General features: G+C 58.9%; 19 protein-coding genes. 7 read left to right on the top strand and 12 right to left on the bottom strand.

What is annotated here, in order from left to right:
• The first annotated feature begins 339 nt into the window (after window positions 1-339).
• From ACZ5A6_RS16825 to ACZ5A6_RS16835, 3 genes are all read left to right on the top strand, one after another.
• The gene (locus tag ACZ5A6_RS16825; protein ID WP_003510994.1) at window positions 340-1269 is read left to right on the top strand and encodes a sugar ABC transporter substrate-binding protein; all 930 of its coding nucleotides are present in this window, start codon (window positions 340-342) and stop codon (window positions 1267-1269) included.
• 242 nt (window positions 1270-1511) lie between these two features.
• Window positions 1512-3053: a sugar ABC transporter ATP-binding protein gene (locus tag ACZ5A6_RS16830; protein ID WP_003510992.1), complete on the top strand. Its 1542-nt coding sequence runs from the start codon at window positions 1512-1514 to the stop codon at window positions 3051-3053.
• Window positions 3054-3085: 32 nt separating this feature from the next.
• A complete protein-coding gene (locus tag ACZ5A6_RS16835) occupies window positions 3086-4117 on the top strand; it encodes an ABC transporter permease (protein ID WP_003510990.1) in 1032 nt (343 codons plus the stop codon).
• A 98-nt stretch (window positions 4118-4215) separates the two neighbouring features.
• Here ACZ5A6_RS16835 and ACZ5A6_RS16840 read toward each other — a convergent pair whose 3' ends face one another.
• Entirely contained in the window at window positions 4216-4971 is a 756-nt protein-coding gene (locus ACZ5A6_RS16840) for a gamma-glutamyl-gamma-aminobutyrate hydrolase family protein (protein ID WP_065704194.1), read from the bottom strand.
• Window positions 4972-5275: 304 nt separating this feature from the next.
• On the opposite strand from ACZ5A6_RS16840, the gene ACZ5A6_RS16845 reads away from it, so the two are divergent.
• Complete coding sequence (locus ACZ5A6_RS16845) at window positions 5276-6373, top strand: TRAP transporter substrate-binding protein (protein ID WP_003510986.1); 1098 nt, start codon at window positions 5276-5278, stop codon at window positions 6371-6373.
• 313 nt (window positions 6374-6686) lie between these two features.
• On the opposite strand, the gene ACZ5A6_RS16850 is transcribed toward ACZ5A6_RS16845, so the two are convergent.
• Both ACZ5A6_RS16850 and ACZ5A6_RS16855 read right to left on the bottom strand, forming a co-directional pair.
• A complete protein-coding gene (locus tag ACZ5A6_RS16850; protein ID WP_003510985.1) occupies window positions 6687-8168 on the bottom strand; it encodes a TRAP transporter large permease in 1482 nt (493 codons plus the stop codon).
• Window positions 8169-8200: 32 nt separating this feature from the next.
• The gene (locus ACZ5A6_RS16855; RefSeq protein WP_003510982.1) at window positions 8201-8740 is read right to left on the bottom strand and encodes a TRAP transporter small permease subunit; all 540 of its coding nucleotides are present in this window, start codon (window positions 8738-8740) and stop codon (window positions 8201-8203) included.
• A 415-nt stretch (window positions 8741-9155) separates the two neighbouring features.
• On the opposite strand from ACZ5A6_RS16855, the gene ACZ5A6_RS16860 reads away from it, so the two are divergent.
• Together ACZ5A6_RS16860 and ACZ5A6_RS16865 are read left to right on the top strand one after the other, a co-directional pair.
• Window positions 9156-9380 carry an aa3-type cytochrome c oxidase subunit IV gene (locus tag ACZ5A6_RS16860; protein WP_003510978.1) on the top strand — a complete coding sequence of 75 codons (225 nt, stop codon included), beginning with the start codon at window positions 9156-9158 and terminating at the stop codon, window positions 9378-9380.
• Window positions 9381-9462: 82 nt separating this feature from the next.
• Window positions 9463-9996, top strand: coding sequence for a hypothetical protein (locus ACZ5A6_RS16865; protein ID WP_035199477.1), 534 nt, complete (start codon window positions 9463-9465; stop codon window positions 9994-9996).
• Window positions 9997-10057: 61 nt separating this feature from the next.
• Here ACZ5A6_RS16865 and ACZ5A6_RS16870 read toward each other — a convergent pair whose 3' ends face one another.
• On the bottom strand, window positions 10058-11311 hold the full coding sequence (locus tag ACZ5A6_RS16870) for an NAD(P)/FAD-dependent oxidoreductase (protein WP_065704190.1): 1254 nt from the start codon (window positions 11309-11311) through the stop codon (window positions 10058-10060).
• A 332-nt stretch (window positions 11312-11643) separates the two neighbouring features.
• Between ACZ5A6_RS16870 and ACZ5A6_RS16875 the strand changes: the two genes are divergently transcribed.
• Window positions 11644-13380, top strand: a complete 1737-nt coding sequence (locus ACZ5A6_RS16875) for a methyl-accepting chemotaxis protein (protein ID WP_112292092.1) — start codon at window positions 11644-11646, stop codon at window positions 13378-13380.
• A 70-nt stretch (window positions 13381-13450) separates the two neighbouring features.
• On the opposite strand, the gene ACZ5A6_RS16880 is transcribed toward ACZ5A6_RS16875, so the two are convergent.
• From ACZ5A6_RS16880 to ACZ5A6_RS16915, 8 genes are all read right to left on the bottom strand, one after another.
• Window positions 13451-14770 (bottom strand): LLM class flavin-dependent oxidoreductase, encoded by a 1320-nt coding sequence (locus ACZ5A6_RS16880; protein WP_003510972.1) that lies wholly within the window; start codon window positions 14768-14770, stop codon window positions 13451-13453.
• An 18-nt stretch (window positions 14771-14788) separates the two neighbouring features.
• On the bottom strand, window positions 14789-16135 hold the full coding sequence (locus ACZ5A6_RS16885) for an MmgE/PrpD family protein (protein ID WP_019564697.1): 1347 nt from the start codon (window positions 16133-16135) through the stop codon (window positions 14789-14791).
• 4 nt (window positions 16136-16139) lie between these two features.
• Window positions 16140-16940 (bottom strand): amino acid ABC transporter ATP-binding protein, encoded by an 801-nt coding sequence (locus tag ACZ5A6_RS16890; protein WP_065704188.1) that lies wholly within the window; start codon window positions 16938-16940, stop codon window positions 16140-16142.
• A gap of 12 nt (window positions 16941-16952) precedes the next feature.
• The gene (locus tag ACZ5A6_RS16895) at window positions 16953-17735 is read right to left on the bottom strand and encodes an amino acid ABC transporter permease (RefSeq protein WP_013761604.1); all 783 of its coding nucleotides are present in this window, start codon (window positions 17733-17735) and stop codon (window positions 16953-16955) included.
• A complete protein-coding gene (locus ACZ5A6_RS16900) occupies window positions 17732-18475 on the bottom strand; it encodes an amino acid ABC transporter permease (protein WP_003510965.1) in 744 nt (247 codons plus the stop codon). Before ACZ5A6_RS16900 ends, ACZ5A6_RS16895 begins: the two co-directional genes overlap by 4 nt.
• 203 nt (window positions 18476-18678) lie before the next feature.
• Window positions 18679-19518, bottom strand: a complete 840-nt coding sequence (locus tag ACZ5A6_RS16905; protein ID WP_019564695.1) for a transporter substrate-binding domain-containing protein — start codon at window positions 19516-19518, stop codon at window positions 18679-18681.
• 267 nt (window positions 19519-19785) lie between these two features.
• Window positions 19786-22074 carry an NADP-dependent malic enzyme gene (locus tag ACZ5A6_RS16910; protein WP_003510961.1) on the bottom strand — a complete coding sequence of 763 codons (2289 nt, stop codon included), beginning with the start codon at window positions 22072-22074 and terminating at the stop codon, window positions 19786-19788.
• 160 nt (window positions 22075-22234) lie between these two features.
• Window positions 22235-23209, bottom strand: coding sequence for a LysR family transcriptional regulator (locus ACZ5A6_RS16915; protein WP_162696582.1), 975 nt, complete (start codon window positions 23207-23209; stop codon window positions 22235-22237).
• Window positions 23210-23468: the final 259 nt, after the last annotated feature.

Here is a 23468-nt window from a genome sequence, read left to right on the forward strand (position 1 = left end):
GTCCAACTCTTCCATTTGTCCGTGATGTTTTATCGCAGGCAGCCCAGCGACTTCCGCGAAAGTGCTCAGCAAGCGCATGAGCCCCCTCCGCCCACGCCAGGGCGGAGGGGGCTATCCCCGTTTTCTCTGAAAACTCCTGGTCATCACCGCCTTGTGTGCCGTCTCGTTTCACGGCCACGAAGAAAGCATTGACGTTCGAACCAAAAATGGAATAAATATATCGAACAACAGAAATTCGGTTTCATTATTCCGTTTTCTGGATGTGAGGAGTTAGCGGCGGGCTCTCGGGTCCGTTTCCGGCTGGGAGAGGTGGCGCTGGACACCGAGGAGGAGAAAACAATGAAAAAGCTTATTATCAGTGCGGCTATGTCTGTGCTTTTGGGCACGGCGGCACATGCCGAGACCGTCGGTGTTTCGATGGCCCTGTTCGACGACAACTTCCTGACCGTGCTGCGCAACGGCATGCAGGATTATTCCAAGGAGCTGAAGGGCGTCACCCTGCAAGTTGAGGACGCGCAGAACGACGTTGCCAAGCAGCAGAGCCAGATCCAGAATTTCATCGCCTCCAAGGTCGATGCGATCATCGTCAATCCGGTTGATACGGATGCGACGGCGGCCATGTCGAAACTTGCTGCTGAAGCCAAGATTCCGCTGGTTTACGTCAACCGCCAGCCGGTAAATGTGGATTCCCTGCCAGACGGCCAGGCCTTCGTGGCATCGGAAGAAACTGTGGCCGGCACGCTTGAAACCAAGGAAGTCTGCCGCCTTCTCGGTGGCAAGGGCAAGGCCGTGATCATGATGGGCGAGTTGTCCAATCAGGGCGCGCGCATGCGCACGCAGGCCGTTCACGATGTTCTGAAAACCGATGAATGCAAGGGCATTTCCGTGGTTGAAGAGCAGACGGCCAATTGGCAGCGCACGCAGGGTTCCGACCTCGTCACCAACTGGCTGTCCGGCGGTATCGAGTTCAATGCCGTCATTGCCAATAACGATGAAATGGCGATCGGCGCTATCCAGGCTCTGAAGGCCGCGGGCAAGGACATGAAGGAATATGTCGTTGCCGGTGTGGACGCCACGCAAGACGCTCTTGCCGCCATGCAGGCAGGCGATCTCGACGTGACGGTCTTCCAGGATGCAGCTGGCCAGGGCAAGGGTGCTCTCGATGCCGCACTGAAGCTCGTCAAGGGCGACAAGGTTGACAAGAAGGTCTACATTCCCTTCCAGCTCGTTACCCCGGAAAACGTCAAGGACTACGTAGCCAAGAACTGACGACCCTTTACCGGCATTTGCGACCGTTTCAAGCAATATCGGAAGCAAATGCCGGTTCTGGACGGCAGTCGGCGTCTCAGAGGCCGAGTTAAACCAGGCTAGAATAGTATTTCAGTGAATTCAAAGTTTTACAGCGCTTATGTGTGTCTTGATCGGCACGGCGCTGTAGGCCTCCCCGGAGGATGGGCGCCTTTTGGCGAAACCTCTTCCCCCGGTCATTTTTGTCTATCGTGGAGGATAAGATGGTCGTCAGCCCATCGACAATGGCCGCCGTGCGCGCCAGCGGCGCCGTGCCCAATGCAGAATATCTTCTCGCAGCGGACGGCATACGCAAGGAATTTCCAGGCGTTGTCGCGCTGGATGACGTTTCGTTCCACCTCAAGCGCGGCACCGTGCATGCGCTGATGGGTGAGAATGGCGCCGGTAAATCGACGCTGATGAAGATTCTGGCAGGTATCTACCAGCCGGATGTCGGAGAAATTCGGCTTAAGGGCGCTGCGATACGCCTCGATTCACCGCTTGATGCGCTCGAAAACGGCATTGCGATGATCCATCAGGAACTCAACCTGATGGCCTATATGACGGTGGCGGAAAATATATGGATTCGCCGAGAGCCGAAAAACCGACTGGGCTTTATCGACCATGGCGAAATGTATCGCCGCACCCAGACATTGCTCGAAAGGCTCGGTATCGATCTCGATCCGGAAATGCGTGTCGGCGAACTATCGGTTGCAAGCCGGCAGATGGTCGAAATCGCCAAGGCGGTTTCCTACGACTCCGACGTTCTCATCATGGACGAACCGACGTCAGCGTTGACTGAGCGCGAGGTGGAACATCTGTTCCGCATCATCCGCGACCTCAGGGACCGCGGTATCGGCATCGTCTACATCACTCACAAGATGAATGAGCTTTTCGAGATCGCCGATGAGTTTTCCGTCTTTCGCGACGGCAAATATATCGGCACCCACGCGTCCACCGATGTGACGCGAGACGACATCATCCGCATGATGGTGGGGCGCGAAATTACCCAGATGTTCCCGAAGGAAGAGGTTCCGATCGGCGATGTGGTGCTGTCGGTCAAAAATCTGACGCTGAACGGCGTCTTCCATGACGTGTCATTTGATGTTCGCGCCGGGGAAATTCTAGGTGTCGCCGGCCTTGTCGGTTCTGGCCGCTCGAACGTGGCGGAAACGGTGTTCGGCGTTACGCCGGCGTCTTCGGGCACTGTGGAAATCAACGGCAAGCCTGTGTCGATCGCAAGTCCGACAGAGGCGATCCGTCACCGCATGGCGTTCCTGACGGAAGACCGCAAGGATACCGGCTGCCTGCTGATCCTCAATATTCTTGAGAACATGCAGATCGCGGTTCTACAGGACAAATATGTCGCCAACGGCTTCGTGCAGGAAAAGACGCTTTCGGAAGCCTGCGACGACATGTGCCGCAAGCTCCGGGTCAAGACGCCCAATCTTTACGAGCGCATTGAAAACCTGTCGGGCGGCAATCAGCAGAAGGTGTTGATCGGGCGCTGGATGCTGACACAGCCACGCATCCTCATTCTGGATGAGCCGACGCGCGGGATCGATGTTGGCGCAAAGGCCGAAATCCACAAGCTGGTTGGCGAGATGGCGCGCAATGGCGTCGCCGTCATCATGATTTCCTCCGAAATGCCGGAGGTTCTGGGCATGAGCGACCGTATCATGGTCATGCATGAAGGTCGCGTGACGGGCTTCCTTGACAGAAGTGAAGCCACACAGGTGAAAGTGATGGATCTCGCATCGCGGTGAGGCGCGCCGGGATTTCTCGAGGAGGAATGACTATGAATACGAACGCCGCCGCCAACGCAGAGTTGGATGCAAAATCCGGACGCAAGCCGCACAGGCGCATACCGCCCGAAGCAAATATATTTTTCGTGCTGATTGGCATCGCGCTGGTTTACGAAATTCTTGGCTGGATTTTCATCGGCCAGAGCTTTCTGATGAACCAGCAGCGCCTGACGATCATGATCCTGCAGGTGTCCGTCATCGGCATCATCGCCGTCGGCGTCACGCAGGTCATCATCACCGGCGGCATCGATCTGTCCTCCGGTTCGGTCGTCGGCCTGACGGCGATGCTGTCTGCCAGCGTGGGGCAGTCCTCCACATGGCCGCGGGCGCTTTATCCGGGTCTGACCGATCTGCCTTTCTTCATGCCGCTGGCTGTCGGCATTCTGGCTGGCGCTTTGGCCGGTTTCATCAACGGGCAGCTTATAGCACGCACGAAAATCCCGCCCTTCATCGCAACCCTGGGCATGATGGTGACGGCTCGCGGCCTTTCCAAATGGTACACCAAGGGCCAACCGATTTCCGGTCTGACCGACGGTTTCACCTTCATCGGTACAGGTGTCTGGCCGGTCGTGGTTTTCCTCGTCGTCGCGGTTATTTTCCACGTTGCGCTGCGTTACACCCGTTACGGCAAGTTCACCTATGCCATCGGCGCCAACCAGCAGGCCGCCCGCGTTTCCGGTATCAATATCGAGGCGCATCTGATCAAGGTCTATGCCATTGCCGGCATGCTGGCCGGTCTTGCTGGTGTCGTCACCGCTGCCCGTGCACAGACGGCCCAGGCCGGCATGGGTGTGATGTATGAACTCGACGCCATCGCCGCGGCCGTTATCGGCGGCACTTCGCTCGCCGGCGGTGCTGGCCGTATTACCGGCACAGTGATCGGCACCATCATTCTCGGTGTCATGACATCCGGTTTCACGTTCCTCAGGGTCGATGCCTATTACCAGGAGATCGTCAAGGGGCTGATCATCGTGGCTGCGGTCGTCGCTGACGTCTACCGCCAGAAGAAACGCGCAAAACGCTAAGCACTCCTCCTCCCGGACCTGGGGCAGGCCTTCAGGCTTGCCCCTTTTTTTGTCCTATCGACAAGGACCTGAATGGCCTTGGAGGGGAGGGGTCGGTTTCAGGTCTTGCTGTTCCGGTAGTCGTGAACTGCCTTGCCGAAAGCTTCAAACAAAGCGCGCGAGGGTGCGTCTGTCTCGGCCCAATATTCCGGGTGCCATTGCACACCAACGGCAAAGCCCTTGGCATCGATGACGGAAACGGCCTCGATCGTGCCGTCTGCCGCCGTCGCCTCCACCTGCAGGCGTGGCGCGGTCTCGGCAATTGCCTGCCGGTGCAGCGAATTGATCTGGATTTCTCCCGACACGCCAAGATGCTGCGCAATGCAGGAGCCTTCGCGCACATGCACCGGCTGGCGGATTGCGAAGGCCACGTCGCGGTCCTCATGTTCCGGCTTGCGGTGGTCCCATATTCCGGGCTGTTCCTGAATTTCGGAAGCAAGCGTGCCGCCCAGCGCGACGTTCAGCTCCTGAATGCCGCGACAGATGGCAAGCATCGGAATGCCGCGCTCCAACGCCCGGCGGATCAGCGGCAGGCTGGTGGCGTCGCGGGCTGGATCGAACGGGCCGTCACTCTCCTTTGCCTCTTTTCCGTAGAGAGAAGGGTGGACATTGGTGGCCGAGCCGGAGACGAGCAGGCCATCGACCCGGTCGAGGATGGCATCGACCTCATTGCCGTCCTCGAAGGCCGGAACGATGAAGGACATGACATCAGCCACCCTCAGCGCCGCGGAAAGATACTGGTTCTGCGCGGCGTGCCAGTCGGCTCCGGTGAAATGCCGGATGTCGGCGGGGACGGCGATAATCGGTTTTGGCATGGTGGCTCCGGGGGCGAATCTTCGAAAATTTGTGCGACTGCCAGCGGGCCAAGTCAAGCATGTGTTTCGTCCTCGGAACGCAATATATGCGGCTAAAGTATAAGGCGGCGTCGCGATATTTCAGTTGCAAATAAAATAGCGAAGAGGCCGCCGAAAAAATCCTGATATGGCTGGTTTTCCGGCAATTAATTCTTGGCGCGGGTGCTTGTCAGCTGGGCGGTAACCGTGCTTACTTTGCTGCGATGCCTGAACAGCACGAGGGGAATTCAAGCTGCGGGCAGCGTTGATATCTGGGAGGATATAGATGGATCGCCGTTCCTTTATGAAAAAAGGTGCGCTGGCGGGGGCTGCTGCGACAGCCTTGGCTGCGCCCGCAATTGCACAACAGAATACCAAGATCACCTGGCGACTGACGTCTTCGTTTCCGAAGTCGCTCGATACGATCTATGGCGGCGCCGAGGATATTGCCAAACATGTGGCGGCCGCTACCGACGGCAATTTCACCATCCAGCCCTTTGCGGCTGGCGAAATCGTGCCCGGCCTGCAGGCGGCCGATGCCGTATCATCAGGTACGGTGGAGATGTGCCATACCTGCTCCTATTATTACGTCGGCAAGGATCCGACCTTCGCTATCGGCACGGCGATACCGTTCGGTCTTAATGCCCGCCTGACCAATTCCTGGTTCTACGAAGGCAACGGCAACAAGCTGCTCAACGAGTTTTACGCCAAGCACAATCTCTACGGCATGATATCAGGTAATACCGGCGCCCAGATGGGCGGCTGGTTCCGCAAGGAAATCAACACCGTCGACGATTTCAAGGGCGTGAAGATGCGCATTGCCGGTCTTGCCGGCAAGGTGGTGGAAAAGCTCGGCGTGGTCCCGCAGCAGATCGCCGGCGGCGATATCTATCCGGCGCTGGAAAAAGGCACTATTGATGCCGCCGAATGGGTTGGTCCGTATGACGACCACAAGCTCGGTTTCCAGAAGGTGGCGAAATATTATTATTACCCGGCCTTCTGGGAAGGCGGACCGGTCATCCATTCCTTCGTCAATCTGGACAAGTGGAACAGCCTGCCGAAGAACTACCAGACGGTGCTGCAGGATGCCTGCGCTTTCGCCAATACCAGCATGATGGCGAAATACGACGCGAAAAACCCGATCGCCATCAAGCAGCTGGTTTCGGAGGGTGCCGTGCTGCGGCCCTTCAGCCAGGAAATCCTCGAGGCCTGCTATAAGGCGGCGTTGGAAGTCTATGCCAATATTTCAGCAACCAACCCGGACTTCAAGAAGATCTACGAGGATCAGGTCGCCTTCAAGCGCGAGGGTTACCTGTGGATGCAGCTTGCGGAATATACTTTCGATACTTTCATGATGATCCAGCAGCGTAACGGCAAGCTCTGATTATTCGGTGCGGCGGACCGGACAAAAGCCTCGGGGACTTCGGTCCCCGGGGTTTTTGTCGTGCCGTCGCGCCTGCATCCGCCCGATAGAAAAGGGCGATTGACGATCAGGGCTGTCGGAATCAACAGCAGCAGGCTCAGTGACCAGGCGCAGTCTCGGCAAGGATTGGCCACGCTGACCTCGGAAAAACCGGACAGGCTGGTCGATGACTGTCAGGTTCAATTTCCACACAGAGTAAATGGAAGGCAGGGGTGCAACCCTGTCTTCCACTCAGCAATGATCAGTTCTCCGAAAAATCCGTAAAAGACGCCGGTTAAGGCCCGATCTTCGGTGGTTCACCGAGGTTAGGCATGCCTGGCAACCCACCCGGCTGGCCTCCTGGCAGGCCGAAATTGGGCATGGTGTTGCCGCCCTGATTGCCGAAGGCAGGCACTTCGATCTTGATGGAGTTGAGGTCCACCTGGGGTGCTTTGTCCAACCAGTAGGTGACGGATTCCGGCCAGAAGATCACGATTGCGACGAGGATGAGCTGCATGCCGAGCCAGGGAATGGCACCCATGTAGATATCCGAGGTCTTGACCGTGCGCGGCGCGATTGAGCGCAGGTAGAACAGCGCGAAACCGAAGGGCGGGTGCATGAAGCTGGTCTGCATGTTGATGCAGATCAGCACGCCGAACCAGATCAGGTCGATGCCGAGCGCCTGCGCGATGGGTGCGAGCATCGGGATAACGATGAAGGCGATCTCGAAGAAATCGAGGAAGAAGGCGAGGAAGAAGATGAAGATGTTGACGAAGATCAGGAAGCCGATCGGGCCGCCCGGAATGCCCGACAACATGTGCTCGATCCACAGCGAACCGTCCATGCCCTGAAAGACGAGGGAAAAGCAGGTGGCGCCTACCAGAATGAACACCACCATGGACGTGATGTGCATGGTGGAATGCATACCCTGCTTGACGAGATCCCAGGTGAGGCGGCGGTGGGCTGCGGCCAGCGCCATGGCGCCGACGACGCCGAGCGCGCCGGCTTCCGTTGGTGTTGCAAGGCCGAGGAAGATGGTGCCGAGCACGAGGAAGATCAGCACGATGGAGGGCACCATGCCCGCCAGCACGCGAAATACCAGTGCACGGTTGAGTTCGCCCCGCGCTTCTGGCGGCAAAGCAGGCAAATCCTTCGGCCGCACGATCGACATGAACAGGATGAAGAGCATGAAGATGGCGACTTGCAGGATCGACGGGCCGATTGCGCCGAGATACATGTCGCCGACGGATTTGCCGAGCTGGTCGGCAAGAACGATCAGCACGAGCGAAGGCGGAATGACCTGCGTGATGGTGCCGGATGCGGCGATGACGCCGGTGGCGAGGCGCGGATTGTAACCGTATTTCAGCATGATCGGCAGCGAGATGACGCCCATGGTGATGACGGAGGCGGCAACCGTGCCGGTGATCGCGCCAAGGATTGCGCCGACGATGATGACGGCATAGGCGAGGCCGCCCGGAATGGCGCCGAACAGCTTGCCTGTGCCTTCAAGCAAATCTTCGGCAAGCCCGCATCGCTCCAGGATCGCGCCCATGAAGGTGAAGAACGGAATGGCGAGCAGCAGGTCGTTCGAGACGATGCCGAAGATGCGCAGCGGCAAGGCCTGAAGGAAGGCCGGCGAAAAATGCTCGGTGAAGATGCCGATGACGCCGAAAACCAGACCGACGGTGGCAAGAGAGAAAGCAACCGGAAATCCGTAGAGCATGAAGATGATCATGCCGAGGAACATCAGTGGCGGAAGAATTCCATATTCGAACATGGGAAATATCCTGAAGGTTCAGATCGCGGCGATCATTGCAGGGGTTTTTCGTACTTCGTATCGAGCGCATAAAGCCCGTTGAGGGCGCCGATGCGCTTGATGAGTTCGGAAAATCCCTGAAGAACCAGAAGGGCGAAACCGGCGAAGATGATGAGTTTCACCGGCCAGCGGATAAGCCCGCCCGCATTGGAGGACATTTCGTTCTGATGCCAGGAAAGCATGAACATCGGCCAGGAAAGCCAGGCCAGATAAAAGCAGGCGGGCATAAGAAAAAGTACGATGCCGATGATGTCCACCCACAGGCGCGTGCGCGACGAGATAGCCCCGTAGATGATGTCCACCCGCACATGTTCATTCATGCGCAGCGTGTAGGACGCACCCACCAGCACGATGAAGGCAAACATGTACCACTGGATTTCGAGCCAGCCGTTTGAACTATAGTTGAAGGTATAACGCACCATGGCGTTTCCGGCGCTGACGAGGCAGCAGACAAGCACCAGATAACCGGCGACCTTGCCCAGAGCTTCGCTGACAAGGTCGATCAGCGCACTTAATTTCAAAAGCGGTTTCATGACTTTCCCCTCTTCCCTTGCCGGGCCCTTTGCGGGTTATGGTGGCAAGCAAGCCGGTCGGCCATCGTGACGGGCACGCCTCCACGCGTATCCGCACAGCCAAATTCCGGCGTTCCTCCCCACAGAATCCCGTGTATGGGCAGGCTGTCCGAAAAGCAACCGAAACCACTATTAAACCGGCCGTATGGCCGCCGTTTTCAACCGTTTACAAAAGAATGTTGCACGACGGCACGCTTTGCACGGCATACCGTTTGCCCCGCTTGTCATCGATGTTCTTTCGTGTGGAACGCATTGCACTTTTCGCCGACTTCATGTTACCTCTGGCTCCGGAGAATCCGGCATGGGCCCGTTATCGTCCGCAGGGCAAATTGTCTTGTGCGGCGGGTATGGCGGATGGAGCAGAAGGGGAAGCGGAATGAGCGAACACCACACAGGTCCGGTCGAAGTTGGCGCCGAGATGAACTACGCCGAGCATGAAAAGACCTACAACGCTTTTCTTGCCATGACGAAGTACGGCACGATGCTGGTCTGCGTGCTGATGCTGGCCATGGTCGCGGGTTTCTTCACGTCCGTGGGTTTCCTTGGCGGCCTTATCGTTTTCCTCGTGCTTTCGGCTGCGGGTTTCATTCTGCTGCGCTGAGCAACGCTGTTCACAAGCGTGTCGCGGCGCGGACGTTGCGATGCCTTGCAACAGGCAAGCCCAAACCCGGAAAGGCGAAGCAATGAAACGCCTGTTTGCCTGGCTGTTATTGTTGGCGGTGATGTCGCATCCCGCTTTGTCGCGCGATCTTTTGCCGTCTGAGCAAGACAAGCTGCAAACACAGATAGAGCGGTTCAGCGCCGCCTTGAATGCGCAGGATTTTGATTTTGTCGGCCGGACGGTGCCGCCGAAAATCTTTGAATTCATTGCAAACGACGCGGGTGTTTCCGTCGGGCAGTTGCGTAGCGCTCTGACCACGCAGATGCAAATGGCGCTTGCAGCGGTCAAGATCACCGAATTCACCATGGACACGGCGGCGATCAGTGTGCAGCAGACGCCTGATGGAACGCCCTATGCGCTCGTTCCGACGAAAACGGTGATGGAAACCGGCGGCCAGACGATCGAAGCGAAATCCCATACCCTGGCGCTTATCGACGGTACGCAATGGTATTTGCTGCGTGTGAGCGATCAGCAGCAGGTGACCATCCTGCGAAAGGTCTATCCATCCTTCGCCACGGTGGAGTTTCCGGAAGATTCCGTACAGCAGGTGAAATAGCGTGCAGGCGTCCGCTAAACCGTAGAAACTCTAACCGGCTTGAAACCGGATTTCCGCATTGTCAGGAAAAACGCCCCGGACGGAACGGATCGACCGATATTGCGGTCTCCTCGCCGTTTGCCAGTTGCGTCACGAGGCGGGCGGTAGCTGCCGATTGCGTCAGCCCCAAATGACCATGGCCGAAGGCATAGATGACGGAAGGTGTTGTGCGCGCGGTGCCGATGACGGGAAGACAGTCCGGCATCGAAGGGCGGAACCCCATCCATTGCTGGCCGCCTTCAACCTTGAGACCGGGCAGGAAACGACCGGCTTTTTTGAGCATGGCCTCGGATCGCTTGAAATTCGGCTTCAACTCCAGACCGCCCAACTCGACTGCGCCGCCAACGCGGATGCCGGAAGATAGCGGTGTAACGACAAAACCGTGGTCGTTGAAATAAAGCTGGCGCGTGAGGTTGAAGGCGCCGGCGGGCAGGGTGGTGTTATAGCCGCGTTCGGTTTCCAGCGGCACGATGTTGCCAAGTGTTGCGGCAAGCGGCTTGGACCACGCGCCGCAGGCGATCACCACCTTGTCGGCGTCGATCTTGTCGCCGTTTTCCAGGGTCACGATCGTACTTTCGCCGACGGCGTCGATGCGTTCTGCCTCGCCCTTGCGCAGCTTTCCGCCACGGGCGATCACCAGGTCGAAAATGGCACGGGTGAAGTCGTAGGGATTGGAGACCTGCAAGCCATCAGGCGAGAACATGGCGTGGCGGAATTGCGGGGCAAGACCCGGCTGCAATTCGTCTATCTCGTTGCGGGCGACACGCTTGGAAGAGAAGCCTGCCTGTTCCTTTTCATCCCAGTCCTTGCGGGCAGCGTTGAGGCTGGCTTCGCTGTCGTAAAGATCGAGCGTGCCGGTTTTCGCGACAAAGTGCGAGAGCTCCGGCATGGCCGCGACATGGGCCATTTCGGTGGCAGACAGCCGGTTGATCTCGCTGAGCGTTCTCAGGCCGTGGCGAAAGTTGCGCTCAGCGCTGGCGCGCCAGAAACGCCACAGCCACGGCGCGATCTTCGGCGCATAAGCAGGCGGCACACTGAGCGGGCCAAGCGGATCGAAAAGCCAGCGCGGTGCTTTTCTCATGATGCCGGGGGCGGGAATGGGGATGATTTCGGGAAAGGCCAGGATGCCGGCATTACCGGAGCTTGCGCCGCGGGCAACTTCACCGCGCTCCAGAAGAAAGACCTCACGCCCGGCATTTTGCAGGTAAAGCGCCGCCATGGAACCGATAATGCCGGTGCCGATCACCAGCACGTCGCATTTCAGGGTTTTGGTCATCGGCGCTCCTGCAACACAAATCTTTCAAGCCCGCCATAACAATGAATGCCGTACCGATGAAAGCCCGTATCGCTCTGCGGCGGCAGAAATATCAGCACTGTGGCAAATAAGCGGTTCTCATCCGGTGCGGACGGGTTGGTAAAGGCAGCTCGGTCTGAAGTATTCTTGCCAACAGTTTCGGTCATTGGACCAATAGTTATGGGTCATCATTAATTGCTATTTAACGGTGTCCGGCTAGGTTTCGCGTACACGCAGACCGATCCTTTATTTTCATCTCTTTGGCATCGAGGAGGAAAGGTCCGCATACAAGTTATTGTTGGGAGTTCAAAGACATGTCTCAATTTTTCAAACTCGGTACGGACGCATCTGCGGTACTTGATGCCCTAAGCCGCTCGCAAGCCATCATCGAGTTCGATCTGACTGGCAAAATTCTGAAAGCGAACGACAATTTCTGCAAGGCGGTCGGCTATCAGCAATCAGAAATCATCGGACACCCCCATAGCATGTTCCTGTCTCCCGAAGATGCAGCGTCACCCGAATACAAGGCCTTCTGGGCGAAACTCTCACGCGGCGAATACGATCAGGGCCAATATCGGCGGCGGTCGAAAACCGGCGACGACATCTGGATTGAAGCCTCCTACAATCCGGTTTTTCGTTTCGGCAAACCTTACAAGGTGGTCAAGATCGCTTCCGATATCACGGCGACGAAGCGCCGAAGCACCGAGGATAACGGCAAGCTGGCAGCGCTTTCGCGTGCGCAGGCGATGATCGAGTTCACGCCCGAGGGGAAAATTCTCTCCGCGAATGAAAACTTCCTCACAGCACTCGGCTACACGGCGGAAGAGATCATCGGCAACCATCATTCGATGTTTTGTGAGCGTGGCTACGTGCAGTCCGAAGAGTACCGCAATTTCTGGAAGGATCTTGGTAAGGGAGAGTTCTCGACCGGTCAGTTCATGCGGCTTGGCAAGAACGAAAAACGCGTCTTCATCCAGGCGTCCTACAACCCGATCATCGACGAGCGGGGAAAAGTCGTCAAGGTGGTGAAATTTGCCTTCGATGTAACGGACCGCGTGCATGCGGTGGAAGAACTGGGCGCGGCGCTTGAGCGTCTTTCCCAGTGCAACATCCGCGTCACGCTCGACAAGCCTTTCGTGGGTGAGTTCGAGGGGCTGAGACGGGATTTCAACAAGTCCATCGCCGAATTCCAGAAAACCCTGGAAAATGTTCTTGGGCAGACCGATGACCTGACCAGAAGCAGCCAGGAAGTCAGCGAAGCCTCTGTTCATCTCGCTGAAAGATCGCGTGAGCAGGCCGTGGCGCTGGAGGAAACCTCGGCGGCGCTGGAAGAAATCACCGCGACCGTACGGGCATCGACGGAAAACACCAAGGAAACCCGAAAACTCGTTCAGAGTGCGCGGACGTCAACGGCGGCTTCCACCGAAGTCGTTGGGCGTACCGTCAACGCCATGCAGCGCATCGAGACGGCATCGCGGGAAATCAGCCAGATTATCGGCGTTATCGACGAAATCGCCTTCCAGACCAACCTTCTTGCCCTGAATGCGGGCGTCGAAGCCGCGCGCGCGGGTGATGCGGGCAAGGGTTTTGCGGTCGTGGCACAGGAGGTGCGCGAACTTGCGCAACGCTCCGCCAGTGCCGCCAAGGAAATCAAGGCGCTCATCAACAATTCCGGCACCGAAGTTATGGAAGGCGTGCGGCTTGTTGGCGAGACGGGTGAGGCGCTGAAGCAGATCGATGCGCTGGTGAAGCACATTGACGGCAATGTCGATATGATCGCCAAGGCCGCCGATGAACAGGCCTTAGGCATCAGCGAAATCAACCGCGCAGTCAACCAGCTCGACCGGATGACGCAGGAGAACGCGGCGATGAGCGCGCGCACGACCGCCATTAGCGCTACACTTGCCCAGGGTGCGGATGTGCTGGCGCAACTGGTCAGCCTGTTCAAACTGAACCGCCGCGCGACCCAGCGCGACGACGGGGCATCCATTTCATCCAACTCGTCGCGGACGAGCCACAGTGTGAAACTGTCGGGAAGGAAAGCAGCCTGACGGATCGGCGACAGCCTGCTTCCACGTGAGCCTCTTGTCATACGGATGCCCGTCGCCGGGCATCCGTTTTTTATGCCCGCAGGGCAGGCCTGTTGATGCCGAGATGGTCGCGCAACGTCGAGCCTTCGTATTCCTTGCGGAACAGGCCACGTTCCTGCAAGAGCGGCACGACTTCGCGGTTGAATTCTTCCAACCCGCCGGGGAAGAAGGGCGGCATGACGTTGAAGCCGTCTGCCGCGCCGTTCTCGAACCACTCCTGCATGCGATCCGCAACGTCCTTGGCCGTGCCCATGACGATATGGTGGCCACGACCAGCTGCAACGCGCAGCGCCAGTTCCCGGATCGTCAACTTTTCGCGGCGCGCCAGTTCTGTCAAAAGTTCGGCGCGGCTGCGCAACTGGTCGGAAATAGGCAGGTCCGGCAGCGGGCCGTCGAGATCATACTCGGTAAGGCTATGGCCGATGCGTTCCTCAAGCAACGGCATGGCGCTCTTGATGTCGGTCCAGCGGTTCAGCTCCTTCAGCTTCTCGCCGGCCTCTTCGAAGCTCTTGCCGATGATGGGCATGAAACCGGGCATCACGGCAACGCTTGCGGGATCGCGGCCGAATTTCTCCACTCGCGCCTTTAGGCTGGTGTAGAAGGCCTGCGCCTCGGAAATGGCCTGCTGGGCTGTGAAGACGATATCGGCAGTGCGGGCGGCGAGATCCTGCCCCGGGCCGGAGGAGCCGGCCTGAATGAGAACTGGGTGACCCTGCGGCGAACGCGGAATGTTCAGCGGCCCCTTCACCGTGAAATATTTGCCTTCGTGATCGAGAATGTGGACCTTCTGCGGATCGACGTAGCGGCCGCCTTCCTTGTCCTTGACGAAGGCGTCGTCGTCCCAGCTGTCCCACAGGCCACGCACGACGTTCACATATTCTTCCGCAACGGCATAACGCTCGTCATGCTCGGGATGGCTCTTGGAGAAGTTCGCCGCCGTGCGGGCATAGGAGGTGGTAACGATGTTCCACGCCGCACGTCCGTGGCTGAGATGGTCGATGGAGGCGAAGGCGCGTGCGGTGTGGTAGGGCTCACCATAGGTGGTGGAGGCGGTGGCGGCCAGTCCGATCTTGTTTGTCACCATGGCAAGCGCCGCAAGCAGGGTAAGCGGCTCGAAACGGGCGATCATCGAGGGATGGGCGTCGACGCCGCTTGTGAGGCCATCGGCCAGAAAGACCATGTCGAACTTGGCATCTTCGGCCATTTTCGTGACACGGGTCAACAGGTCGAAATTCTCGCTGCCGGCTTCCGCATCCGGGTGACGCCAGCCGGAAACGTGGTGGCCGGCTCCTTGCAGGAACAGGCCAAGATGCATCTGTCTTTTGCGGGTATTCGTGGTCATGGTGATCATGCCTTTATTTCGGTCGTGTTATATTTGCGTTGCCAGAAGCGCTTCTAGCTTCTTGAGGTCGGCTGAGGTTTTCATGGTCCGCACCAGTGCCGGAATTCCGGCGAATTTTTCATTGCCGCCGGTGGCGTCGGCAAATTTTTCCGTGGGGTCATCAATGCCGGGAAGACCGTCAATACGGCGCGACAGCACCGTGCCATCCTTCTTCGTCACGTCGATGACCACGAAACGGGTGGTAGGATCCGGCGAGAGGCGGCGGGCGGTCTCGTCGTGCCGGCGCGAGACTTTTGCGGAAAGTCCAAGCAGGTCGGCGCGTGCAGGGCGTTCGTCGAAATGGCTGATGCCGAGTGCGCCATCCGTCAGTGCGGCGGCGAAGACATATTCGGCGCTGAAACGCGCATCGATGCCCGTGGCGGGTGTGGCCGAACCCACAAGAGCGGCATCGCCTCCCGGGGGGAAGGTGATGACGACAGTTTCGATTTCATCTGGTGCCAGATCACTGGCGCTGCGCAGTGCAAGCGCACCAACGGCAACAGGGTGGCTGGCGGTGCAGCAGGGAAATGCCTTGAGCGTCAATCCGGGAGAGACGATCTGCCAGGGTGTACCCCAGCCGGACAGGAGCCGTTTCGGCTGTTCCGCGCCAAAGGCGAAGGCGGAATAAAAGCCGATAGGGTTTTCCAGAAAATCCGGCGCGCCCTGAAAACCTGATCTTGCCAGCTGCGCGGCGGTGAGGCCAGCGCGTGTCGCAAGCCCGGCATGCAGGGGCTTGGCATCATAACCAAATTGCAGGCGAAGTCCGGCCGACTGCGTGGCGGCAAGGCCGAGTGCGATAGCGGTCGTCTGCGGGGTGAATTTGAGAAGATGGGCAATGGCCGCCGCCGCACCGATGGGGCCGAGGGTCGCGGTGGCGTGGAAGCCATTTTCGTAATGCTTTGTACCGAGCGACAGGCCAAGCCGCGCCATGGTTTCCAGCCCGACAATATAGGCGGCGATAAATGCATCCGCCGTAGAGCCTTCCTCGACCGCAACAGCCAATAGAGCGGGAACGATGGCGACGGTGGGGTGGCCGCGCACGCTGCCATGGACGTCGTCATAATCCAGCACGTGCCCCGCATGACCATTGATGAGTGCGGCCGTGAAAGCATCCGTGCGCAGATCATGGCCGACAATGCCCGCCGTGCCGGATGTGCCTGACGTAAAGCTGTCGATGAGGATTTTCGTGCTTCGGTCGTAAGCGCCACCCAGCATACAGGCAAAAAAGTCGATCAGCGCCGTGCGGGCGATCGTCACAGCCTCTTCGTCGCGGAGCGGATCAGAGGCGGCGATGGCTTCTGCCAGATGAAGGGTGAGTTTTTCGTCGGCGGTCATGGCGTCAGATCCCTTCGCCGTCGGCGACCCGTGCCACCTGTCCGCCGAGGCCCTTTACGAAGGCGTTGATACGCGGATTGGTCGACTTGTAGAAGATGTGCTCCGGCGTGCCCTGATCAACGATCAGGCCGTTTTCCGTGAAGACGATATTGTCGCTGATTTCCTCGGCGAAGCGCATTTCGTGTGTCACGAGAATGCTGGTCATGCCGTCATTGACGAGATCGCGGATGACGGCGAGCACTTCGCCGACGGTTTCCGGATCAAGTGCGGAGGTAACCTCGTCGAACAGAACCAGTTCAGGCCGCATGGCAAGCGCGCGGGCAATGGCCACACGCTGCTGCTGGCCGCCGGACAGCTGACCGGGATAGGCATCCACCTTCTGCGACAGGCGGACTTTTTCCAGCAATTCGCGGGCATGACGCTCGGCTTCCGCCTTCGGCGTGCCGAGGATTTTAATCGGCGCGATGTTGATATTTTCCATGACAGTTAGATGCGGGAAGAGGTTGAACTGCTGGAAGACAATGCCGATGCGCTTGCGCAGCGTTATGCGCTCAGCTTCCGTTTTCAGCTGATCGACGCGGGTGCCCCCCACGGTGATCTTGCCAGATTGCGGAATGAGCAGGCCGTTGATGCAGCGCAGGATCGTGGATTTGCCCGAGCCGGAAGGGCCGATGATGGAGACGGCGTCGCCCTTGTTGACGGTGAGATCAATGCCTTTGAGCACTTGATTGTCGCCGAAGGACAGGTGCACGCCTTCCAGTTCAACCAGAGCTTTGGCGGCGGTTTGGGGGGCGGATGCGGACATGGTGTATTCCAATCAGCGGGAAGCGAAGCGCCGTTCAAGGCGCTGCGTGAAACGGGACACGGGATAGCAGAACAGGAAGAACGCCATCAGGACGGTGAGATAGACCACGACGGTGAAATCGTTGCGCTGCACGGCGGTGCTGGCATCGGTTGCGGCGTGGAGAAGCTCATGCACGCCGACCAGCGAGGCAAGCGCCGTGCCCATGGTGATGGAGGCGTAAAGGTTCATCCACGGCGGCAGCGAGCGCTTCACGCATTGCGGCAGGATGATCCAGCGCAGCGTCTGGTTGCGCGAAAACCCGAGGCCCTGCGCCGCTTCCCATTGTGCGGTGGGAATGGACTGGATGGCGCCCCGGGTGATTTCGGCGATGTGGGCGCTGGCCGGAATCGCAAGCCCGACCACGGCCTTGATCCAGTCTGGAAACGGAATGTAGTTGCCGAAGGCGACGATCTCGAAGGGGAAGATGTAGGTCGCGGCGAAAATCAGCACCAGATGCGGGGCGTTGCGGAAGATTTGCACGTAGGTGAGCGCCGGCGCGCGCACGAGCCGATAGGGCGCAAGCTCCATGATGCCAAGCACGACGCCGATGATGGTGCCGATGGCAATCGCCAGGATGCTGATCAGCACATTCATGGCAAAACCCTTGCCCAGATAGGGCAGCCATTCCAGCAGCACCTGTCCGAGCGAGGGATCGAGAACCAGCCACAGCACGACGGCAACCAGCACGCCGCACAGAAGAATGGTGCCGAAAGGCAGCTTCTTCGCCGCCTGTGTTGGAGAGACCACCGCGCTCATTGACCGAACCCCGGAACCGCAAGACGCCGCTCAAGCCACAGGCCCGCCCTTGCGACGATGAAATTGATGACACTGAAAAAGATGAGGATCACCAGCATAAGTTCGACCACATTGTCGCGCTGCGTCCAGATCAGGATCGAGGCATAGGTGATTTCACCGACCGCAATCGCCGAGCCGACGGTGGTGAGCTTCACCAGATTGATGAGATTGTTGATGATGGAAGGAAGTGCCGTGCGGATTGCCAGCGGAAATTCCACGTAACGTAAAATCTCGAAAGAGCTGAAACCGATGGCCCGTGCCGCCTCGATGGTGGTAGCCGGCACCGCCTCGATACCGCCGCGCAAGGCTTCCGCATGGAAGGCGGCAACGTGCAGGCCGGTGATGGCGACGACCCAGAAGAACGGGGTGAGCGGATTGTTCTGCGCGCCGCCGAGCGCGTTTGAAATCAACATGTTGAGCACAAGGAAACCACACATCAGCTGCACCAGCGTCGGCGTGTTGCGCGTCAATTCCACATAGGCGCGCACCGGACCGGCGAGCCAGCCTTTGCCTGACGTGAGCATGGCGGCGAAAATGAAGCCGAAAACGAGGCTGAGCGGCAGGGTGACGGCGACGAGGATGAGCGTCATCTTCATGCCGTCGAGCCAGATCTGAACCTCGTAGCCGCTGTTCAGAAAGTCATAGTTGAGGCCTATATGTGCGGCCAACTCTATGAAACGCGCTGTAAATCCATCCTGCATCGGATATCCATGCTGTTGTCGCGGCTGCCGCCCGGCAGGCGGTGCCAGAATGACCTGTCTTGCTATAAAGCAGAAAAGAACGGCGGGCGAAACCGGCCGTTCTCAGTGGTGAGGGGAAATCTCCGTGATGGCAGATGCCCCTACGACATGCCGGTCCCCCGGACCAGTTCCGGGGTGACGGAGCAAGCGGGATTGCCCAGCCGTTACTGCGCCGCGGAGAGCTTCGTCTTCTGCTCTTCCATGAAGCCGATGCTCGGCAGGCGGTTGGCCTTGGCGAATTCGATCATTTTGCCGGAAGCGTGCAGCTCCTTGACGATCTTGTCGAGCGCAGCCTGCGTGTCGGCCTCGCCCTTGCGCAGCCAGATGACGGAGTCAGAAGGGATAAGGTCGGTGGGGATCAGGATGCCGTAATCCTTCCACTCATCGGCGCGGTCCTGAAGCATCAGGCTCAGCGTGCCGTTGACGTGCACGGAGACATCGCAATTGCCGCCCTTCAGCGCGAGCAGCGATTCCGGCTGGCTCGGCAACGCCTTTACCTGCGCGCCATATTGCTCGATCAGCGGCTGGGTGTAGTTGGAGCCCTGCGATACGCAGGCAATCTTGCCCTTCAGGTCCGGCCAGTCCTTGATGCCCGAGTCCTTTCGACCGATGGCTGCGCCGCCCTGGCGGTCATAGGGGGTGGGCACGTAATCGAGCGTTTTGGCGCGCTCTTCCGTGTACTGCATGTTGGCGATCAGAATATCGACCTTGCCCTGCTGCAGGAACTGCACGCGGTTGGGCGGGGTCACGGTTTCGGTCACCAGCTCCACACCGAGACCGGCGGCCAGCGCCTTGGCGACGTCGATGTTGAGGCCCTTCTGCTCCTGCGTCTTCGGATCGATGAAGCCGAAAGGCGCGCCGGACAGGATGACGCCGACGGTGAGCTTGCCGCGACCCTTGATACGGTCGAGCGTCGCATCCGCGTGAGCGGCGGTGGCCATCGAAGCGATAGCGACGGTTCCGGCGATGAGTTTTGCGGCAAATCTGGAGAAGGAGAGGGCCATGGGTATTTCCTTTTGGTTGTGGGTGGAAACTACATGAGGCGTCCGTCGAGAGCGAGAATTGGCGTTGCGCAAAAAATTGTATAAATAAAATCGTGTTCCAATAAGTTCTCTGGTGAGAAAAAATAACCTAATAATTTGAAATCGTAGAATCTTGTTCTTACGGTGCCGGGGTTCGGCGCTTTGGCATATCCTCGCCACAGGGCGAGGATATGCTGGCTATGCCGGGGCATTTTGAGCACCCTTCTCCCGAAGAGCGCTCCCACACCGTTACCGACCGGCGTTATAGGCCGCGATCGCCGCCATATTGACGATGTCGCTGTCCTTGGCACCCATCGAGGTGATCTGCACCGATTTGTCGAGGCCGACGAGAAGCGGGCCGATGACGGTCGCGCCGCCCAGTTCCTGTAGCATCTTGGTGGAGATCGAGGCGGAATGGATGGCTGGCATGACCAGCACGTTGGCCGCACCGGAAAGGCGGGCAAAGGGATACTGGCTCTGCATGCGATGATGGTTCAGCGCCACATCGGCCGACATTTCCCCGTCGACCTCAAAATTGACGTTGCGCTTGTCGAGGATTTTCACCGCTTCGCGCACCTTGTCGGAGCGTTCGCCAACCGGCTGGCCGAAGGTGGAATAGGCGAGCATCGCCACACGCGGTTCGTAGCCGAAACGGCGGGCAAGACCGGCCGCTTCTTCGGCGATATCGGCAAGGTCTTCGGCGGACGGCATGTCGTGCACGGCGGTATCTGCCACGAAGACCGTTCGGTTGCGCGACACGACCAGAGAAACGCCGATGACACGGTGGCCGGGTTTGGTGTTGATGCAGCGGCGGATATCCTCGAGCGCCGTGGAATAGTTGCGGGTAACGCCGGTGACCACGGCGTCCGCATCGCCCATCGCCACCATGCAGGCGGCGAAATGGTTACGGTCGTTGTGGATCAGGCGCTGCACGTCGCGCAGCAGGAAGCCGCCGCGCTGCAAACGCGCATAGAGATAATCGACATAGGCATCGACGCGGCTGGAAAGGCGGGCATTGGTGATCTCTATATTGGCGCGGTCGAGATCGATGCCGGCACGCTCCGCATTGGCCTTGATGATGTCGTCACGGCCGAGCAGGATGGCGGTGCCAAGCCCCTGCGCGGTAAACGAGATCGCCGCGCGCATCACCTGTTCTTCTTCCGCTTCGGCGAAAACGACCCGCTTCGGAGAGCGGCGCACACGCTCGTAAAGGCGCTGCGTGGTCGACGCCATGGGGTCGCGACGGGCGGAAAGCTCGCGGGCATAGGCATCGAGATCGGGCAATTCGCGGCGAGCGACGCCGGTTTCGATGGCGGCCTTCGCCACGGCCACCGGAATTGCCGAGATCAGTCGCGGATCGAAGGGAACGGGAATGATATATTGCGATCCGAAGCGCGGGCGGTTGCCCTGATAGGCGGCGGCCACATCATCCGGCACATCCTCGCGGGCAAGATCGGCCAGCGCCTGTGCAGCGGCAATCTTCATTGCGTCGTTGATCTGGCTTGCGCGGACATCGAGCGCGCCGCGGAAGATATAGGGAAAGCCGAGGACGTTGTTGACCTGGTTCGGATAATCCGAACGCCCCGTCGCCATGATGGCGTCGTCGCGGATGCGGGCGACTTCTTCCGGGGTGATTTCCGGGTCAGGGTTGGCCATCGCGAAAATGATCGGCTTCGGCGCCATGGAGCGGATCATCTCTTCGGTGAAGGCACCCTTCTGCGACAGGCCGAAGACGACATCCGCGCCCTTCATGGCCTCAGTCAGCGTGCGGTTGTCAGTCTTTACCGCATGGGCGGATTTCCACTGGTTCATGCCTTCGGTGCGGCCCTGGTAGATCACGCCCTTGGTGTCGCAAAGCGTGATGTTTTCGGGGTTGAAACCCATGGCCTTGATGAGGTCCATGCAGGCGATGGCAGCAGCACCTGCGCCGTTACAGACGAGCTTCGTCGTCTTGAAGTCTCGGCCCGTCAGTTCGATGGCGTTGATGAGACCGGCGGCGGCGATGATGGCGGTTCCGTGCTGGTCGTCATGGAAAACGGGAATGTCCATCAGCTCGCGCAGGCGGCTTTCGATGATGAAACATTCCGGCGCCTTGATGTCTTCCAGATTGATGCCGCCGAAAGAGGGGCCAAGGTAACGCACGCAATTGATGAATTCGTCGGCGTCTTCGGTATCGACCTCGAGATCGATGGAATCCACATCCGCAAAGCGCTTGAACAGAACGGACTTGCCTTCCATGACAGGCTTGGAGGCGAGCGCGCCGAGATTGCCGAGACCGAGGATCGCCGTGCCGTTGGAGATCACTGCTACCATGTTGCCGCGTGTCGTATAATCGTAAGCGGTCGCCGGATTTTCGGCGATGGCTTTCACCGGCACGGCCACTCCCGGCGAATAGGCAAGCGACAGATCCCGCTGAGTCGCCATCGGCTTGGTCGGGGTGATTTCCAGTTTCCCCGGTCTGCCTTGCGCGTGGAAATCCAGTGCTTCCTGATCTGTAACCGATGTTCTGGGGCTGGCGGGCTTCGTCGTGTCGGACATGGGCTGAGTGTGCTTTCGTGTCGATAACAGTGCAAAAATATCCGTCGTTGTTATTGTATTTTTCGCGCGCGTGCCAAGCGTTGAATGTTGTTCAGTGCAGCAAATTTAGCCGTGGCGAAATTTGTGGCCGATTCAATCGATTAAGTGCGTATTGTCGGCATTATAGGTGGGACTGGTAGGCCTGCCGTACCATATTCACGAAGGCCTCCACGTGGAGGGCAAGCGGACCGCGTCTGACGACCAGCACGCTATCTGACCAGGCATCGGCGCTTTCGAGCGGCACACCTGTGATGCCCCTTGTGGAGCGCACGGTGCTTTCCGGCAGAATGGAAATTCCCGCGCCAGCTTCCACGAGGGCAAGGATGGTGTTGACGTTGGCGATGCGCGTGCCGATTTCCGGCTCACAGCCTGCATCCTCGAAAAGGGAAAGCGCGCTGCTGCTGAGCCCCAGGCCGATCTCGTCCACCGGTAGCAGCAGTTTTTCCTGCACGATATCGCCAACCGAAACTCTGGGGCGGGAGGCGAGCGGATGGCGCTCCGGCAGGGCGACGCACAGTTTGGAGCGGTCGAAGGGCATGGCCCGCAAGCTCTGCGGCAATTGGGGCAGGGGTGCGCGAATGAAAGCGACGTCTGTCTTGCGCGTCGCCACCTGCTCGATCAATTGTTCCATCGTCATGCCGGGCAGGAGTTCAAGCGTCACCTCCCTGTGGTCGTTGCCATAGCGGGTGATCAGCGCCGGCAATTTTCGTTCCGCCATTACGCTGGTGCCGAAGCCGATGCGCAGCGTGCCGAGCTGGCCGCGCCTGATCTGGTGTGCCTTTTCCAGCGCCCCCTTGGTGCGGGCAAGAATTTCCTCCGCATCGAGCAGCATCGACTGCCCAGCCGGCGTAAGTTCCACACCGCGGTTGACACGGAGGAAAAGCTTGAAGCCCAGATTCTCTTCCAGTTGCCGGATACGCTGCGTTACGGCCGGTTGGGCGATGCCCAGCTGCAAAGCGGCCGCGCGGAAATTTTTGGCCCTTGCGGCTTCCACGAAAATGGCGAGCTGGCGAATATCCATCGGCGGAGAGGTCTTTGTGTTGTAGGTGTTGATATGGTATAAGCGCAGCTTATCAAAAATGCCCGTCTTGCGCATTGTCATCTTGTCGCAGGCGACGTTATACCGCACCGAGGTTTCGGTCGCCCAGTGCCCGCATGCGGGCCTCTGCGATACGAACTTGGGAGGATTTGTTCGAGCACATTGTCCGCCGTCCATTGGGGCCGGCGATAAACTGCAGTGAATGGGTCAAAATGACAGTCACCACGGAAGTCTCCCGCACCATTGTTCCCCATTTCGCCTCGTCGCCTTCAGCGCATCTTCGCTCAGCCGTAAGTGCGGCGGACTGTCTGGCCTG

It is taken from the genome of Agrobacterium sp. 6Ca8, from assembly GCF_055382765.1.

What these genes read in the sequence shown, in the direction of transcription:
- ACZ5A6_RS16915 (WP_162696582.1), bottom strand. Translation starts at nt 23,209, where the DNA reads ATGCGCAAGACGGGCATTTTTGATAAGCTGCGCTTATACCATATCAAC.
- ACZ5A6_RS16910 (WP_003510961.1), bottom strand. Translation starts at nt 22,074, where the DNA reads ATGTCCGACACGACGAAGCCCGCCAGCCCCAGAACATCGGTTACAGAT.
- ACZ5A6_RS16835 (WP_003510990.1), top strand. Translation starts at nt 3,086, where the DNA reads ATGAATACGAACGCCGCCGCCAACGCAGAGTTGGATGCAAAATCCGGA.
- ACZ5A6_RS16900 (WP_003510965.1), bottom strand. Translation starts at nt 18,475, where the DNA reads ATGCAGGATGGATTTACAGCGCGTTTCATAGAGTTGGCCGCACATATA.
- ACZ5A6_RS16860 (WP_003510978.1), top strand. Translation starts at nt 9,156, where the DNA reads ATGAGCGAACACCACACAGGTCCGGTCGAAGTTGGCGCCGAGATGAAC.
- ACZ5A6_RS16885 (WP_019564697.1), bottom strand. Translation starts at nt 16,135, where the DNA reads ATGACCGCCGACGAAAAACTCACCCTTCATCTGGCAGAAGCCATCGCC.
- ACZ5A6_RS16870 (WP_065704190.1), bottom strand. Translation starts at nt 11,311, where the DNA reads ATGACCAAAACCCTGAAATGCGACGTGCTGGTGATCGGCACCGGCATT.
- ACZ5A6_RS16875 (WP_112292092.1), top strand. Translation starts at nt 11,644, where the DNA reads ATGTCTCAATTTTTCAAACTCGGTACGGACGCATCTGCGGTACTTGAT.
- ACZ5A6_RS16855 (WP_003510982.1), bottom strand. Translation starts at nt 8,740, where the DNA reads ATGAAACCGCTTTTGAAATTAAGTGCGCTGATCGACCTTGTCAGCGAA.
- ACZ5A6_RS16865 (WP_035199477.1), top strand. Translation starts at nt 9,463, where the DNA reads ATGAAACGCCTGTTTGCCTGGCTGTTATTGTTGGCGGTGATGTCGCAT.
- ACZ5A6_RS16880 (WP_003510972.1), bottom strand. Translation starts at nt 14,770, where the DNA reads ATGATCACCATGACCACGAATACCCGCAAAAGACAGATGCATCTTGGC.
- ACZ5A6_RS16830 (WP_003510992.1), top strand. Translation starts at nt 1,512, where the DNA reads ATGGTCGTCAGCCCATCGACAATGGCCGCCGTGCGCGCCAGCGGCGCC.
- ACZ5A6_RS16905 (WP_019564695.1), bottom strand. Translation starts at nt 19,518, where the DNA reads ATGGCCCTCTCCTTCTCCAGATTTGCCGCAAAACTCATCGCCGGAACC.
- ACZ5A6_RS16895 (WP_013761604.1), bottom strand. Translation starts at nt 17,735, where the DNA reads ATGAGCGCGGTGGTCTCTCCAACACAGGCGGCGAAGAAGCTGCCTTTC.
- ACZ5A6_RS16845 (WP_003510986.1), top strand. Translation starts at nt 5,276, where the DNA reads ATGGATCGCCGTTCCTTTATGAAAAAAGGTGCGCTGGCGGGGGCTGCT.
- ACZ5A6_RS16840 (WP_065704194.1), bottom strand. Translation starts at nt 4,971, where the DNA reads ATGCCAAAACCGATTATCGCCGTCCCCGCCGACATCCGGCATTTCACC.
- ACZ5A6_RS16825 (WP_003510994.1), top strand. Translation starts at nt 340, where the DNA reads ATGAAAAAGCTTATTATCAGTGCGGCTATGTCTGTGCTTTTGGGCACG.
- ACZ5A6_RS16850 (WP_003510985.1), bottom strand. Translation starts at nt 8,168, where the DNA reads ATGTTCGAATATGGAATTCTTCCGCCACTGATGTTCCTCGGCATGATC.
- ACZ5A6_RS16890 (WP_065704188.1), bottom strand. Translation starts at nt 16,940, where the DNA reads ATGTCCGCATCCGCCCCCCAAACCGCCGCCAAAGCTCTGGTTGAACTG.